At 55.8% G+C, this 16,139-nt stretch carries 14 protein-coding genes and 2 tRNA genes; 11 read left to right on the forward strand and 5 right to left on the reverse strand.

The window, feature by feature from the left end:
• Positions 1–9 precede the first annotated feature (9 nt).
• Both dnaQ and QRD42_RS09015 read left to right on the forward strand, forming a co-directional pair.
• The gene (gene dnaQ, locus QRD42_RS09010; RefSeq protein WP_318363135.1) at positions 10–741 is read left to right on the forward strand and encodes a DNA polymerase III subunit epsilon; all 732 of its coding nucleotides are present in this window, start codon (positions 10–12) and stop codon (positions 739–741) included.
• Positions 742–869: 128 nt separating this feature from the next.
• Positions 870–946, forward strand: a tRNA-Asp gene (locus QRD42_RS09015).
• Positions 947–1,046: 100 nt separating this feature from the next.
• Here QRD42_RS09015 and QRD42_RS09020 read toward each other — a convergent pair.
• Both QRD42_RS09020 and fadE read right to left on the reverse strand, forming a co-directional pair.
• On the reverse strand, positions 1,047–1,817 hold the full coding sequence (locus tag QRD42_RS09020; RefSeq protein ID WP_321988659.1) for an amidohydrolase: 771 nt from the start codon (positions 1,815–1,817) through the stop codon (positions 1,047–1,049).
• 108 nt (positions 1,818–1,925) lie between these two features.
• Positions 1,926–4,379, reverse strand: a complete 2,454-nt coding sequence (gene fadE / locus QRD42_RS09025; protein WP_321988660.1) for an acyl-CoA dehydrogenase FadE — start codon at positions 4,377–4,379, stop codon at positions 1,926–1,928.
• A gap of 239 nt (positions 4,380–4,618) precedes the next feature.
• On the opposite strand from fadE, the gene lpcA reads away from it, so the two are divergent.
• The gene (lpcA, locus tag QRD42_RS09030; protein WP_088220352.1) at positions 4,619–5,200 is read left to right on the forward strand and encodes a D-sedoheptulose 7-phosphate isomerase; all 582 of its coding nucleotides are present in this window, start codon (positions 4,619–4,621) and stop codon (positions 5,198–5,200) included.
• A gap of 45 nt (positions 5,201–5,245) precedes the next feature.
• Positions 5,246–6,013 carry a class II glutamine amidotransferase gene (locus QRD42_RS09035; protein WP_072567432.1) on the forward strand — a complete coding sequence of 256 codons (768 nt, stop codon included), beginning with the start codon at positions 5,246–5,248 and terminating at the stop codon, positions 6,011–6,013.
• On the opposite strand, the gene dpaA is transcribed toward QRD42_RS09035, so the two are convergent.
• Positions 5,984–6,724, reverse strand: coding sequence for a peptidoglycan meso-diaminopimelic acid protein amidase (gene dpaA / locus QRD42_RS09040; protein WP_072567433.1), 741 nt, complete (start codon positions 6,722–6,724; stop codon positions 5,984–5,986). The two genes, QRD42_RS09035 and dpaA, sit on opposite strands and share 30 nt — an antisense overlap.
• A gap of 252 nt (positions 6,725–6,976) precedes the next feature.
• Here dpaA and dinB point away from each other — a divergent pair, with 252 nt between their 5' ends.
• A complete protein-coding gene (gene dinB, locus QRD42_RS09045; RefSeq protein WP_321988662.1) occupies positions 6,977–8,032 on the forward strand; it encodes a DNA polymerase IV in 1,056 nt (351 codons plus the stop codon).
• Positions 8,033–8,171: 139 nt separating this feature from the next.
• Here dinB and pepD read toward each other — a convergent pair whose 3' ends face one another.
• Positions 8,172–9,632 carry a cytosol nonspecific dipeptidase gene (gene pepD, locus QRD42_RS09050; RefSeq protein WP_072567435.1) on the reverse strand — a complete coding sequence of 487 codons (1,461 nt, stop codon included), beginning with the start codon at positions 9,630–9,632 and terminating at the stop codon, positions 8,172–8,174.
• A 258-nt stretch (positions 9,633–9,890) separates the two neighbouring features.
• Between pepD and gpt the strand changes: the two genes are divergently transcribed.
• From gpt to crl, 3 genes are all read left to right on the forward strand, one after another.
• Entirely contained in the window at positions 9,891–10,349 is a 459-nt protein-coding gene (gpt, locus tag QRD42_RS09055; RefSeq protein ID WP_072567436.1) for a xanthine phosphoribosyltransferase, read from the forward strand.
• A 111-nt stretch (positions 10,350–10,460) separates the two neighbouring features.
• On the forward strand, positions 10,461–11,705 hold the full coding sequence (gene frsA, locus QRD42_RS09060) for an esterase FrsA (protein ID WP_072567437.1): 1,245 nt from the start codon (positions 10,461–10,463) through the stop codon (positions 11,703–11,705).
• Positions 11,706–11,762: 57 nt separating this feature from the next.
• The gene (gene crl / locus QRD42_RS09065; RefSeq protein ID WP_072567438.1) at positions 11,763–12,164 is read left to right on the forward strand and encodes a sigma factor-binding protein Crl; all 402 of its coding nucleotides are present in this window, start codon (positions 11,763–11,765) and stop codon (positions 12,162–12,164) included.
• 66 nt (positions 12,165–12,230) lie between these two features.
• On the opposite strand, the gene phoE is transcribed toward crl, so the two are convergent.
• Entirely contained in the window at positions 12,231–13,292 is a 1,062-nt protein-coding gene (gene phoE, locus QRD42_RS09070) for a phosphoporin PhoE (RefSeq protein WP_072567439.1), read from the reverse strand.
• Positions 13,293–13,581: 289 nt separating this feature from the next.
• Here phoE and proB point away from each other — a divergent pair, with 289 nt between their 5' ends.
• From proB to QRD42_RS09085, 3 genes are all read left to right on the forward strand, one after another.
• A complete protein-coding gene (gene proB, locus QRD42_RS09075; RefSeq protein ID WP_318363140.1) occupies positions 13,582–14,685 on the forward strand; it encodes a glutamate 5-kinase in 1,104 nt (367 codons plus the stop codon).
• 11 nt (positions 14,686–14,696) lie between these two features.
• Positions 14,697–15,950 carry a glutamate-5-semialdehyde dehydrogenase gene (gene proA / locus QRD42_RS09080; RefSeq protein ID WP_321988663.1) on the forward strand — a complete coding sequence of 418 codons (1,254 nt, stop codon included), beginning with the start codon at positions 14,697–14,699 and terminating at the stop codon, positions 15,948–15,950.
• A gap of 111 nt (positions 15,951–16,061) precedes the next feature.
• Positions 16,062–16,137, forward strand: a tRNA-Thr gene (locus QRD42_RS09085).
• Positions 16,138–16,139 lie beyond the last annotated feature (2 nt).

Genomic DNA, 16,139 nt, shown 5'->3' on the forward strand with positions numbered 1-16,139 from the left:
ATGACCGACATGAGCACTGCAATTACACGACAGATCGTCCTCGATACCGAAACCACCGGTATGAACCAGCTTGGCGTTCATTACGAAGGGCATAAAATCATTGAGATCGGCGCGGTTGAGGTCATCAACCGCCGTCTGACCGGCAATAACTTCCACGTTTATCTGAAACCGGATCGGCTGGTGGATCCTGAAGCTTTTGGCGTACACGGTATTGCCGACGAGTTTTTGCTGGATAAACCGACGTTTGCCGACATTGCCGATGAGTTTTTAGACTATATCCGCGGCGCGGAGCTGGTGATCCATAACGCCTCGTTTGATATCGGCTTTATGGATTATGAATTCAGCAAGCTGAATCGCGGGATCCCGAAAACGGAAACCTTCTGCAAGATCACCGACAGCCTGGCGCTGGCGCGTAAAATGTTTCCCGGTAAGCGAAACAGCCTGGATGCGCTCTGCTCGCGTTATGAAATAGACAACAGCAAACGTACGCTGCACGGGGCGTTACTCGACTCCCAAATCCTCGCCGACGTTTTCCTGCTGATGACCGGCGGGCAAACCAGCATGGCGTTTTCCATGGAAGGGGATAATCAGCAACAGCAGGATGAAACCGGGATTCAGCGCGTTATTCGCCAGGCGAGCAATCTGCGCGTGGTTTTTGCCAGTGAGGAAGAAGTGATGGAGCATGAAAAGCGGCTCGATCTGGTACAAAAGAAAGGCGGAAGCTGCCTGTGGCGCGCCTGATATCCGTCGAAAAGCGCTAAAAATCAGCATGTGGGCGATTTTTGCAGCAACTGATTCAAAACTGAAGAAAAAGCGTTGACGCCCTGCATGGTAAACCGTAATATTCGCCTCGTTCCCACGGGAACAGTGGAGCGGTAGTTCAGTCGGTTAGAATACCTGCCTGTCACGCAGGGGGTCGCGGGTTCGAGTCCCGTCCGTTCCGCCACTATTCAAAAGCCCTGAATCAGCAATGATTCAGGGCTTTGTCGTTTCTGAAACCATCGTTGCATTTTGCCCTCTCATGACAGAAAGAGGGCAGCACGGATTTACTCCAGCGTAAAAGGATCCGCATCCTGCCAGGCAGGGAACTTCTCGCGGTATTCTTTCAGCGCCGACAGGGACAGTTCCGCCTCGATGCGTGTCGCCATATGCGGCTCGGCGGTCGCTAAGATCTCACCCTGCGGACTGACAATACGGCTGTCGCCCCGATAATGATGCCCGTTGCCGTCAGTGCCGACGCGGTTACAGCCCACCACATAGGCCAGGTTTTCAATGGCGCGCGCCACCAGCAACGATTGCCAGTGCAGCGAACGCGGCGCAGGCCAGTTGGCGACGTACAGCGCCAGATCATAATCATTGCGATTGCGCGACCACACCGGGAAGCGCAGGTCGTAACACACCAGCGGCAGAATGCGCCAGCCGCGCCACTCAAACACCACACGCTCATTTCCGGCTTCATAATGATGATGCTCGTCGGCCATACGGAACAGGTGGCGTTTGTCATAGTGATGCAGCGTACCGTCCGGCTCCACCAGCAAAAAGCGGTTTACCGGCCCGCGCTCGCTTTGCAGCGCCGCGCTCCCCGCCACCAGCGCATTGGTCTGCCGGGCCTTGTCATGCATCCAGGCGACCACCTCATCCTGCGGCAGCGATTGCTGCGCGGCTTCCATCGCAAAGCCGGTGGTGAACATTTCCGGCAGGACGATCACATCGCGCCCGGTGATGGTTTCCAGTTGTCTGTCAAAATGACGCAGATTGGCCGGGCCATCCATCCAGACCAGCGGTTGTTGCAGTAACGTAATTTTCAAACCAGGCACATTGTGTCTCCCGAAGATCCGTATTTTCACACTGTAGCACGGCGTTCAGAGAATGTGTTGGCAATAAAAAACCCCGCACGGGGCGGGGTTTGACAGTGCGCTTTAACGTCAGGCGGCTTCGATTTTACGGATATTCTCCGGCGGTGATGACTGCTTTACCGGCTGTGTCGCCAGCGCTTCCGGCTCAAAGTCATCGACGTTGATGCTGCGTAAGCGACTCTCTTCGGCTTTCGTCAGGATCGCGGCTTCTTCAGCGGTAATGATGCCTTTCGCCAGCGCATCACGCGCCAGTTCATCCAGACGGGTAAACGGCAGATTACGGCCCGCTTCCTTACAGATGCGCTGGTGGACAGGGTCCGCGGCCATCACGTCCAGCAGCGCCTCTTCCAGCAGACCAATCGGGTTGTACTCGCTCGGCGTCAAATACTGACCGCGACCAATACGCGACCGGGTGGCGCTCGGCGTTTGCAGGATCTTCGCCACTTTATGATCCAGTTTGTCCGACGGAGCAAGGTAGTGGCGGCCGGTCGGGAAGATCACGGCTCTCATCAATCCGGCGACCGCGCGGTTCGGGAAGTTAGCCAGCAGATCGTCAATCGCCTGTTCAGCTTTATAAATCGCATCCTGCACGCCCCAGTGCACCAGCGGCAGATCCGCTTCGTGACGCCCTTCATCGTCATAACGTTTCAGGGTCGCAGAGGCGAGGAACACCTGGCTTAATACATCGCCCAGACGCGCGGAGATACGTTCGCGGCGTTTCAGACTGCCACCCAGCACCGCCATGGAAATATCGGACAGCAGGGCGAGGTTAGCGCTCAGGCGATTAAGGTGCTGATAATAACGTTTTGTCGCATCATGGGTCGGCGAACGGCTGGTCAGGCCGCGCGTCAGGCCGAGCCAGAAGCTGCGCACCATATTGCTGCCGACGTGCCCGATATGTTTGAACAGCAGTTTATCAAAGGCATTCAAATCATTTTTCTGCGCGGCGTTCATCTCATCCAGCACATACGGATGGCAGCGGATCGCGCCCTGACCGAAAATCATCATCGTACGGGTCAGGATGTTCGCCCCTTCCACGGTAATGGCGATAGGGGAGCCCTGATAGGCACGTGCCAGGAAGTTGCCTTCGCCCAGCATAATGCCTTTACCGCCGGCGATATCCATGGCGTCAATGATTGACTGCTGACCGCGATGGGTACAGTGGTATTTCACAATTGCTGACAGCACGGCCGGTTTTTCACCGAGCATAATGCCGTAGGTGATGAGCGATGCCGCCGCGTCCATCACATAGGCGTTACCGCCAATACGTGCCAGCGGCTCTTCAATACCTTCCATCTTGCCGATCGCTACTTTGAACTGGCGACGGATATGGGCATAAGCGCCGATGCCCATCGCCACCGATTTCAGACCACCGGTAGAGTTGGACGGCAGCGTGATACCGCGACCCACCGACAGACATTCCACCAGCATACGCCAGCCCTGACCGGCCATTTTCGGACCGCCGATAATGTAATCAATAGGCACGAAAATATCGTTGCCGCGGGTCGGCCCGTTCTGGAACGGCACGTTCAGCGGGAAGTGACGGCGGCCAATTTCCACGCCCGGCGTGTTGGTGGGGATTAACGCACAGGTAATGCCCAGATCCACTTCACCGCCGAGCAGTTTTTCCGGATCCGAGAGTTTAAACGCCAGGCCAAGTACGGTGGCGATAGGAGCAAGCGTGATATAACGTTTGTTCCAGGTCAGGCGCATACCGAGTACCTGCTCCCCCTGCCAGTCACCCATGCAGACGATACCGGTATCCGGGATCGCGCCCGCATCTGAACCCGCTTCCGGGCTGGTCAGGGCAAAGCAGGGGATCTCCTGCCCGCGCGCCAGGCGCGGCAGATAGTGATTTTTTTGCTCATCGGTACCGTAGTGCTGCAACAGCTCCCCCGGACCTAATGAGTTAGGCACGCCGACGGTGATCGCCAGAATACCGGAAACCCCGGACAGTTTTTGCAGTACGCGGGACTGCGCATAGGCGGAGAATTCCAGGCCGCCGTACTCTTTTTTGATGATCATCGCAAAGAAACGGTGCTCTTTCAGGAACGCCCACAGTTCCGGCGGCAGATCGGCCATCTCATGGGTGATCTGAAAATCATTTGCCATGCGGCAGGCTTCTTCCACCGGCCCGTCAATAAACGCCTGCTCTTCAGCGGTCAGACGAGGCTGCGGATAGTTATGCAGCTTTTTCCAGTCAGGATTGCCCTGGAACAGATCGCCTTCCCACCAGGTGGTACCGGCATCAATCGCCTCTTTTTCCGTGCGCGACATCGGCGGCATCACTTTGCGGAAGCTGCGGAATGCCGGAGCCGACATCATGGACTTGCGCATGGATGGCACATTGAACGGCACCAGTATGATCGCCAGCGGCAACAGCACCCAGATGGACCATAACCCCGTCAGGCCCAGCAAGGCGGTCCACGCCAGCAGAATAACGCTACTTAATACCAGACTGACGCGGTGATAAAACAGCACACCGAGCAGCGCCATGGTTGCGAGGATACTCAAAATTATCATAGAAAATTGCTCCCTGTCTTGTAGGAGGTCTGACCACTTGTGATGTTATGGTTGTAGTGGATGTCATTTTATTTAGCAATGTGTTTACAAGATAATTACAACCTGGTTCACATTGTTGGGGCGGGGGAGCGCACGAAAACCGAAAAGGCCCGGTGATATGTCAGGCTTATACTTCTCGCCCGAAACGCTATCCGGTACACTGCGATGAGTTAACCTCATCCATTTTTAAGGATACCCTCATGTACCAGGATCTGATTCGTAACGAACTGAACGAAGCGGCGGAAACGCTGGCGAATTTTCTGAAAGATGAAGCCAATATCCACGCCATTCAGCGCGCGGCGGTACTGCTGGCAGACAGCTTCAAAGCGGGCGGTAAGGTACTTTCCTGCGGTAATGGCGGTTCACATTGCGATGCCATGCATTTTGCCGAGGAGCTGACCGGTCGTTATCGTGAAAACCGTCCTGGCTATCCGGCTATCGCTATTTCTGATGTCAGCCATATTTCCTGCGTCAGCAATGATTTCGGTTACGACTATATTTTCTCGCGTTACGTGGAAGCCGTGGGCCGTGAAGGGGACGTGCTGCTGGGGATCTCTACCTCCGGTAATTCCGGCAACGTGATCAAAGCTATTGCCGCGGCGCGTGAAAAGGGCATGAAGGTGATCACCCTGACCGGGAAAGACGGCGGCAAAATGGCCGGATCTGCGGATATTGAAATCCGGGTGCCGCATTTCGGTTATGCTGATCGTATTCAGGAAATCCATATCAAAGTGATCCATATCCTGATCCAGTTAATCGAAAAAGAGATGGTTAAAGCATAACTCTCATCGGGGGCAGACGCCCCCGAAGCGTGGTGGAGGTGTTGTATGTGCGAACTGCTCGGGATGAGCGCCAATGTGCCTACCGATATTTGCTTCAGCTTTACCGGGCTTGTACAGCGCGGAGGCGGCACCGGGCCGCATAAAGACGGCTGGGGTATTACCTTTTACGAAGGCAAAGGCTGTCGCACGTTCAAAGATCCACAGCCCAGCTATAACTCGCCGATAGCAAAGCTGGTACAGGATTATCCCATCAAATCCTGCTCCGTTATCGCCCATATTCGCCAGGCAAACCGTGGCGAAGTGGCGCTGGAAAACACCCATCCTTTCACCCGTGAACTCTGGGGCCGCAACTGGACCTACGCCCACAACGGCCAGCTGACCGGCTATAAATCGCTGGAAACCGGCAACTTCCGCCCGGTGGGGGAAACCGACAGCGAAAAAGCCTTTTGCTGGTTGCTGCATAAGTTAACCGCGCGCTATCCGCGAACGCCGGGCAATATGGCGGCGGTGTTCAAATACATCGGGACGCTGGCGGAAGAGTTGCGTGAGAAGGGCGTGTTTAACATGCTGCTGTCGGACGGGCGCTACGTGATGGCCTACTGCTCGACTAATCTGTTCTGGATCACAAGGCGCGCGCCCTTTGGCGTGGCGACGCTGCTGGATCAGGACGTGGAGATCGACTTCCAGAAAGAAACCACACCGAATGATGTGGTTACTGTTATCGCCACTCAGCCGTTAACCGGCAATGAAACCTGGCACAAAATCATGCCAGGTGAGTGGGTCTTATTTTGCCTCGGGGAGCGTGTAGTTTGACGCCAGCTGAGGCTGCACTGCGCCTTTAGCAATCGGCTTGCTCACCACATAACGCCCGTCCACCACCGACACGACAGGCGGCTGATGGGTGCTGGCGAAATAGTCATATCCCGGCTTCAGCTGCTTCCAGAAATCGGCATAGTAAGAGTATTTATGACGCGCCATATTGGCGTCGGTCATGCGGAACGGGTAAATGCTCACCTGCACGCTTTGCTGACCAAAAATCAGCGCGCCGGTCACAAACTGGAAGATCTCATCAATGCCGGAATCGGTCATCGCATAGCAGCCGACAGAGACACAGGCGCCATGGATCATCAGGTATTTGCCTTCATAACCGTGAGCACGATCGTAGGCGTTCGGGAAACCGATATTGATGGCTTTATAGAAGCGGCTGTCCGGCTTTAGCTGACTGCGCTGAACGTTATAAAAACCTTCCGGACTTTTGAAATCGCCCTGACGCTGTTTCGGCCCCAGTCCGCCTGAATAGTTACAGATCTTATAACTATCAAGAAGCTGATACTGCTCGCCCATTTTGACGTAGAGATCAAGGGTGCGTTCTTCTTTGAAGATCTGGATGTAAACCGGCGACCCCATCAACTGCTGCTTGTACTCTTTGCTGACCGGCGTGGTTGAACTGTTGCTGCTAAGCAGCCCGGCAAACGAGACGCACGGGATCAAAAGCATCGCAAGAAATAATGCGATTTTGCGCATACTGCTGGTTCCTTGATAAAACGTAATTCACATTGCCAGGACGGCAAAAGGGATCCGAAATCAGACTAATCTGTGTCAGGAGCGCTCACATTAGCACCCCGGTAGTTTTTCGCAAGTCCGGATAAGCGCGTTTACACTATGTTTAATTGCGCCATTGCCGTTGATTATCCCATTGCTCACAAAATCATTACAACTGCTTCTCATAAACGGCAGTAAGGCTGTATACTTATCCAGTATGGGTGAGGGTCTGCGATGCGTAAAATAATACACGTTGATATGGACTGCTTTTTCGCAGCAGTGGAAATGCGCGACAACCCCGCGCTGCGTGATATTCCCCTCGCCATCGGCGGCAGCCGGGAAAGACGCGGCGTGATCAGCACTGCCAACTATCCGGCGCGCAAATTTGGCGTGCGCAGCGCCATGCCCACGGCGATGGCCCTGAAGCTTTGCCCGCATCTCACCCTGTTACCCGGTCGTTTCGATGCCTATAAAGAAGCTTCCGCGCATATCCGGGAGATTTTTGCCCGTTACACTTCGCACGTTGAACCCCTTTCCCTTGATGAAGCCTATCTGGATGTCACCGACAGCGTGCACTGTCAGGGCTCGGCCACGCTGATGGCCCGGCAGATCCGCCAGGCCATTTTTGATGAACTTCAGCTCACCGCTTCGGCTGGCATTGCGCCGGTAAAGTTTCTGGCGAAAATTGCCTCCGATCTTAACAAGCCCAACGGTCAGTACGTCATTACCCCGAACGAGGTGCCGCAGTTTCTGCGCACGTTACCCTTATCGAAAATCCCCGGCGTCGGCAAAGTGTCGGCGGCGAAGCTGGAAAAGCTGGGATTGCGCACCTGCGAAGACGTACAGCGCGCCGATCTCGCTATGCTGCTCAAGCGCTTTGGCAAATTTGGCCGCGTGCTGTGGGAGCGCAGCCAGGGGATCGACGAGCGGGAGATCACCAGCGAGCGGTTACGCAAATCGGTCGGCGTGGAGCGCACGCTGGCAGACGATATTCATGAGTGGTCAGAATGCGAAGCGCAAATTGATTTTCTTTATGACGAGCTGGAACGGCGGCTGGCAAAGGTTAAACCGGATCTGCGCATTGCCCGTCAGGGGGTGAAGTTAAAATTCAACGATTTTCAGCTCACCACCCAGGAGCACGTCTGGCCGTGCTTAAACAAAGCCGATTTGCTCGCCATCGCCAGAAAAACCTGGGATGAGCGGCGGGGAGGGCGGGGCGTCAGGCTGGTGGGGCTGCACGTTACGCTGCTCGATCCACAGCTGGAGCGGCAACTGGTGCTGGGGCTTTAATTGGGGGAAAAGTGCCAGGTGGCGCTGCGCTTACCCGGCCTACAGTGTTCATGCAGGCCCGGCAATCCCGTACAACATTGCACGGGCGAGCTGTTGTAGGCCCGGCAAGCGAAGCGCCGCCGGGCGTTTATCACAAAGCTTACGACTTAGCCGGGATCGCCTTCAGCAGTTCAGTCAGCAGCGTCCAGTACTGGCCCACGCTTTCAATATGCACCTGCTCATCCGGCGAGTGCGGCCCGGTAATGGTTGGCCCGATAGACACCATATCCATATCCGGATACGGTTTTTTGAACAGACCACATTCCAGACCCGCATGGATCACCTGAATGTTCGGCGTCTTATCAAACAGACGCTGATAGGTTTCGCGTACCAGCGCCATCACCGGCGAACTGGCGTCCGGCTGCCAGCCAGGGTAGCTGCCTTTGGCGGAGGTTTTCGCGCCAGCCAGCGTCCCGAGAGATTCCAGCATGCTGACTACGTACTCTTTACCGCTGTCGATCAGCGAACGGATCAGACAGATGATCTCTGCGCTGTCGTCCTGCATGGTCACCACGCCGACGTTCAGCGAGGTTTCCACCACGCCTTTTGCCACGTCAGAGTTGCGGATCACGCCGTTCGGGGTGGCATTCAGCAGCTGCACGAACGCATCGCGGGACTGGCTGGTCAGCGCGGCTTTATCCGTGGTGGTCGCTTCCAGAACCACGTTCAGGTTCTTCTCTTTCGCTTCCAGCTCGTTTTTCAGAATGTCGAGGTAAGTGCTCGCCAGGGTTTTCAGCTCATCAGCTTTGTCAGCAGACACGGCAACGGTGGCGAAAGCTTCACGCGGGATGGCGTTACGCAGCGTACCGCCGTTGAAATCCACCAGACGCAGATCCAGCGCTTTCGCGTGACCGGCCAGGAAGCGGGCCAGCAGCTTGTTGGCGTTGCCCAGCCCGAGGTGAATATCACCGCCGGAGTGACCGCCTTTCAGGCCTTTCAGCGTCAGCTTAAAGGTCTGGAAGCCCGCCGGGATGGCTTCACGGGACAGCGGCAGGGTGGAGATAAAATCAATCCCGCCCGCGCAGCCCATGTAGATTTCACCCTCTTCTTCAGAGTCGGTGTTGATCAGAATGTCTGCCTGCAGCCAGTTGGCCTGCAAACCAAAGGCGCCGTCCATACCGGCTTCTTCGGTCATGGTCAGCAGCACTTCCAGCGGGCCGTGCGCCACGCTGTCGTCTGCAAGCACTGCCAGCGCAGAGGCCATACCAATACCGTTATCCGCGCCCAGCGTGGTGCCGCGTGCTTTTACCCATTCGCCATCAATATAAGGCTGGATGGGATCTTTGGTGAAATCATGCACGGTGTCGTTGTTTTTCTGCGGCACCATATCGAGGTGCGCCTGAAGGACGACCGCCTTACGGTTTTCCATACCGGCAGTAGCCGGTTTGCGGATCAGGATGTTACCGACGCTGTCGCGCTCAGCAAACAGGCCTTTCTCCTGCGCCCAGCCCATAATGTGCGCGGCCAGTTGTTCTTCATGATAAGACGGATGCGGAATGGAACAGATTTTGGCAAAAATATCCCACAGCGGCTGTGGAGATAATTGAGACAGTTCAGACACGATAAGTCTCCTTGACATAGACCTGTAAAAGAAATGTACAGGTTGCAGGGTTAGCAAATAAACACCATGTGCAATGCTTGCGCGATAGGCTGGCAGAATACCACTTTATTGGCGGCCTGGTACTGTGACGCACGTAAAAAGCAGCGCAGGTGCCCCGTAACACTGGTTTTTAGTGCGTCGGATCTCTATAATCTCGCGCAACCCATTTTCCCCTCGAACACTTTTTAAGCCGTTTTAAAATAGGCTGGGACACTTCACATGAGCGAAAAATACGTCGTCACCTGGGACATGTTGCAAATTCACGCCCGCAAACTGGCCGCGCGCCTGATGCCGTCAGAGCAGTGGAAAGGCATCATTGCCGTTAGTCGTGGTGGTCTGGTGCCGGGCGCACTGCTGGCACGTGAATTAGGTATTCGCCATGTAGATACCGTATGCATCTCCAGCTACGACCATGATAACCAGCGTGAGCTGACCGTGCTGAAACGCGCGGAAGGCGATGGCGAAGGTTTCATTGTGATCGACGATCTGGTGGATACCGGCGGTACCGCGGTTGCCATTCGTGAAATGTATCCAAAAGCGCATTTTGTTACTATTTTTGCAAAACCGGCTGGTCGTCCGCTGGTTGATGATTATGTAATTGATATTCCGCAGGATACCTGGATTGAACAACCCTGGGATATGGGCGTGGCCTTCGTGCCGCCGATCTCCGGCCGTTAATCCCCGCATCTATTATGCCTTTTCAGCGCCCGGTTATGCCGGGCGTTGTTCATTTTAGCGCCCGGCAGGTTACAATAGTCATTAGTGACGTATTCATGGAGGCTGCGCGCAATGACCCAGGCTAATCTTAGCGAAACCCTGTTTAAACCCCGCTTCAAACACCCTGAGACGTCGACATTAGTCCGCCGTTTTCAGCATGGCACGCAACCGGCGGTCCAGTCGGCGCTGGATGGCAGAAACATCCCGTGCTGGTATCGCATGAACAACCGTCTGATGTGGATCTGGCGCGGCGTCGATCCGCGTGAGCTGCTGGACGTGCAGGCGCGCATCGTGATGAGTGAAGCCGAACGCACCGACAACGCCCTTTACGACACCGTGGTGGGCTATCGCAACGGCAACTGGATATATGAGTGGGCCACCCAGGCGATGGTCTGGCAGCAAAAAGCCAGTCAGGAAGAAGACGCTGCCCTCAGCGGCCGTCACTGGCTTCATGCCTCTACCCTCTACAGTATTGCCGCCTACCCCCATCTGAAGGGTGACGATCTGGCGGAGCAGGCGCAGGCTCTGGCGAACCGTGCTTATGAAGAAGCGGCGCGACGGCTGCCTGGCTCGCTGCGCGAGCTGGAGATCCCCATTGCCGGCGGCGCGCCCTTAACGGCGTTTCTGCACATGCCGAAAGGCGACGGCCCCTTCCCGACGGTGCTGATGTGCGGCGGGCTGGATAGCCTGCAAAGCGACTACTACACCCTTTATGAGCGCTATTTCGCGCCGCAGGGCATCGCCATGCTGACGCTGGATATGCCGTCGATTGGCTTCTCGTCAAAATGGAAGCTGACCCAGGACTCCAGCATCCTCCACCAGCACGTGCTGAAAGCGCTGCCGGATATTCCGTGGATTGACCATACGCGCGTCGCCGCCTTTGGCTTCCGCTTTGGCGCGAACGTCGCCGTGCGGCTGGCCTATCTGGAATCGCCGCGCCTGAAAGCGGTGGCCTGTCTGGGGCCGATGGTGCATGCGCTCCTGACCGACAGCGCCCGTCTGAGCACGATACCGGAAATGTATCTTGATGTGCTGGCGAGCCGTCTGGGGATGCACGATGCCTCGGACGAAGCGCTGCGCGTGGAGCTGAATCGCTATTCGCTGAAAACGCAGGGGCTGCTCGGACGCCGTTGCCCGACGCCGATGCTGTCCGGCTTCTGGAAGAACGATCCCTTTAGCCCGGAAGAAGAGTCGCGTTTAATCACCTCGTCATCTGCCGATGGCAAGCTGCTGGAGATCCCGCAGAAACCGCTGTATCGCAATTTCGACCGTGCGCTGCGGGAAATTACCGACTGGATTAATCATAAATTGCGTTAATGCATTGCTAATTTATGCCGGTTTGGTAAAACAGTGGCTACACATAAGGAGATTGCAATGACGTTACCGAGTGGACACCCGAGAAGCCGACTTATTAAGAAATTCACCGCACTTGGCCCCTATATCCGGGAAGAACAGTGCGAAGATAATCGGTTCTTTTTCGACTGCCTGGCTGTTTGCGTTAACGTTAAGCCAGCGCCGGAAAGCCGCGAATTCTGGGGCTGGTGGATGATAATGGAAGCCCAGGAGAAGCGCTTTACCTACAGCTATCAGTTCGGCATGTTTGATAAAGAAGGGCACTGGCAGCCCGTCGCGATCAAAGACAAAGAAGTGCAGGAGCGTCTGGAACATACGCTGCGCGATTTTCATGGTCGTGCCCGCGATATGCTCTCCACCCTTGAGCTGAAGCTTGAACCTGCTGATGACTTCAAAAAAGAGCCGGTGAAACTCTCGGCCTGATTTGTCGCTAAACCTCACGCATAAAAAAACGCCCTTCATCGCTGAAGGGCGTTTTCTTTTCTGTCATCAGAACTGATAGGTCACGCCAACCGCTACCACGTCGTCGCTGCTCAGACCCAGCTGATTGTCGTCGTCGATCTGGTTGATTTTGTAGTCAACCATCGCCGACATGTTTTTGTTGAAGTAGTAGGTCACGCCCACATCAATGTATTTAACCAGATCTTCATCGCCGATCCCGCCTTCGATGTCTTTACCTTTGGACTGCACGTAGCCCAGAGACGGACGCAGGCCGAAGTCGAACTGGTACTGCGCCACGGCTTCAAAGTTTTCCGCTTTGTTAGCGAAACCGCCGGAGATCGGGGTCATGTTGTGAGACACCGCGTACATGGCGGCCAGGTAAACGTTGTTGGCATCATACTTGATGCTGGTGCCCCAGGCGTCGGCTTTGTCGCCCTGACCACGCGCCTGCAACTGTTGCAGATCGGTACGGTCCGAGCTGGCATAAGCGCCGGTGATAGTGACCGGGCTGCCGCCGAAATCATAGGCCAGAGAGGTGCCCCAGCCGTCGCCGTTCTGTTTGTTCGCCGCGCGGGTGCCTTCGTTTTTACCCTGATACTGTAAGGTCATGTCCAGGCCTTCCACAGCGCCGAACAGGTCGGTGTTGCGGTAGGTCGCCACGCCAGTAGTACGCTTGGTCATAAAGTTGTCGGTTTTACCCAGAGAGTCGCCGCCAAATTCAGGGAACATATCCGTCGCCGCCTGCACGTCGTACATCACGCCGAGGTTACGACCATAATCCAGAGAGCCAAAATCTTTGATTTTCAGACCTGCGAAGGCCAGACGGGTTTTCTGCGCGTCAGATGCGCCTTCGATTTTGTTACCGGCAAATTCCGCTTCCCAGCGACCAAAACCGGTCAGCTGATCGTTAATCTGCGTTTCGCCCTTAAAGCCCAGACGCACATAAGTGGTATCACCGTCACTGCCAGCATCGTCGCTGAAGTAATGCATGGCTTTAACTTTGCCATAGAGGTCCAGCTTGTTGCCGTTCTTGTTATAAACTTCTGCCGCCTGTACCGATGCGGAAGCGACAATGCTCATCACCACTAATGCCAGAGTACTCTTTTTCATTTTGATTCCTGATTTGAAAGACACGCTAATATTCGCTGGGCTTATAGCCCCGTGAAAAAACATGAGGGGTTTTAACGCTCTGGAATGAAGGTTTTATGACAAAGTCGGATTAATTTGAAAAAAATGGATTTATTTGCTACTGCCATAAAAGTGTCAAATTCTGCCGTTAGGCTTGCTGATCCCGCGCAATAAAAAACGGGCTTTTTACGCAGGTTATTGGCAAGCGCGCTGACTCCTGTTAAAACGTCCTTTCCCATCTTTTTTCTTATTTGTTTAACGGCAGAGAATCATGAGTGACAGCCAGACGCTGGTGGTAAAACTGGGCACCAGTGTTTTAACGGGCGGATCGCGCCGCCTGAATCGCGCCCACATTGTGGAATTAGTCCGCCAGTGCGCACAGCTGCATGCCGCCGGGCATCGCATTGTGATTGTGACGTCCGGGGCGATTGCCGCCGGGCGCGAACATTTAGGCTATCCGGAACTGCCGGCGACCATCGCCTCCAAACAACTGCTGGCGGCGGTGGGGCAAAGCCGTCTCATCCAGCTGTGGGAACAACTTTTTTCCATCTACGGCATTCATGTCGGGCAGATGCTGCTGACCCGCGCCGATATGGAAGATCGCGAACGTTTCCTTAACGCCCGTGACACCCTGCGCGCGCTGCTGGACAACAACATCGTGCCGGTGATCAACGAAAACGACGCCGTCGCCACCGCTGAAATCAAAGTGGGCGATAACGATAATCTCTCGGCGCTGGCCGCGATCCTCGGCGGTGCGGATAAATTACTGCTGCTGACGGATCAGCAAGGGCTGTTTACCGCCGATCCGCGCAGTAATCCGCAGGCGGAACTGATTAAAGACGTTTACGGTATTGATGACGCCCTGCGCGCCATTGCCGGAGACAGCGTTTCCGGCCTCGGCACCGGCGGGATGGGAACCAAACTTCAGGCCGCTGACGTGGCCTGCCGCGCCGGTATCGACACCATTATTGCCGCGGGCAGCCGTCCCGGCGTGATTGGCGATGTGGTGGAGGGGATCTCTGTGGGGACGCTGTTCCACGCCCAGACCTCACCGCTGGAAAACCGTAAACGCTGGATCTTTGGCGCGCCGCCCGCCGGTGAAATCACCGTGGATGAGGGCGCGACCGAGGCGATCCTGCAACGGGGCAGCTCCCTGCTGCCGAAAGGCATCAAAGAGGTGAACGGCAACTTTTCGCGTGGGGAAGTGATCCGCATCCGTAACCTGGAAGGGCGCGACATCGCCCATGGGGTAACCCGTTACAACAGCGATGCGCTGCGTCGTATCGCTGGCCACCACTCGCAGCAAATTGATGCGATTCTGGGTTATGAATATGGCCCGGTCGCCGTCCATCGTGACGATATGATCACCCGCTAAGGAGCAGACGTATGCTGGAACAAATGGGCATCGCTGCGAAAGCAGCATCGTACAAACTGGCGCAGCTATCCGCCCGTGAAAAAAACCGCGTGCTGGAAAAAATGGCCGATTATCTGGAAGCGCAGACGGAGGCGATCCTGCTGGCGAACGCCGAGGATGTGGCAGAAGCGCGTCGTAACGGCCTGAGCGAAGCCATGCTCGACCGCCTGGCGCTCAATCCCGCGCGCCTGAAAGCCATCGCTGACGATGTCCGCCAGGTGTGCAAGCTGGCCGATCCGGTGGGGCAGGTGATTGACGGCGGTCTGCTCGACAGCGGTCTGCGTCTGGAGCGCCGCCGCGTGCCGCTTGGCGTCATTGGCGTGATCTATGAAGCGCGTCCTAACGTCACCGTGGATGTCGCCTCCCTGTGCCTGAAAACCGGTAACGCCGCCATTCTGCGCGGCGGCAAAGAGACCTGGCGCACCAATGCCGCGACCGTGAAGGTCATTCAGCAGGCGCTGCAAGAGTGCGGTCTGCCCGCCGGTGCGGTGCAGGCGATCGAAAGCCCGGATCGTGCGCTGGTGAACGAGATGCTGCGCATGGACAAATATATCGACATGATGATCCCCCGYGGYGGYGCAGGTTTGCATAAACTTTGCCGCGAACAGTCCACCATCCCGGTGATCACCGGCGGGATCGGCGTGTGCCATATCTACGTGGATGACACCGCCGAGATTGATCCGGCGCTGAAGATCATCGTTAACGCGAAAACCCAGCGTCCCAGCACCTGTAACACCGTGGAGACGCTGCTGGTTCATCAGCATATCGCGGATACCTTCCTGCCTGCGCTCAGCAAACAAATGGCGGAAAGCGGCGTAACGCTGCATGCGGACGACGCCGCGCTGGCACAGTTACAGGATGGCCCGGCGCAGGTGGAAGCGGTGAAAGCGCAGCAGTACGATGATGAGTTTTTGTCTCTCGATCTGAACGTGAAAATCGTCGCGGATCTGGATGACGCTATTGCGCATATTCGCGAGCACGGCACCCAGCATTCAGACGCGATCCTCACCCGTACGCTGCGCAACGCGAATCGCTTTGTGAATGAGGTAGATTCGTCAGCGGTCTATGTGAACGCCTCTACGCGATTCACCGATGGCGCACAGTTTGGTCTGGGGGCAGAAGTGGCCGTCAGCACGCAGAAGCTGCACGCCCGCGGCCCGATGGGTCTTGAAGCCCTGACCACCTATAAGTGGATCGGTTTTGGCGACGATACCATTCGTGCTTAAATGAAACAGGGTGATGCAAAAGTAGCCGGTTGATTAGAAAGGTTATTGACGCATCGCCCTGTTAGTTTTAACCTTCTACACCGTCATTCACGCCCGTGAAGACGTCTCAGGGCCGATATAGCTCAGTTGGTAGAGCAGCGCATTCGTAATGCGAAGGTCGTAGGTTCGACTCCTATTATCGGCACCATT

Origin of the sequence: Enterobacter sp. PGRG2, from assembly GCF_030291195.1 — a bacterium.
Classification (GTDB): domain Bacteria; phylum Pseudomonadota; class Gammaproteobacteria; order Enterobacterales; family Enterobacteriaceae; genus Enterobacter_D.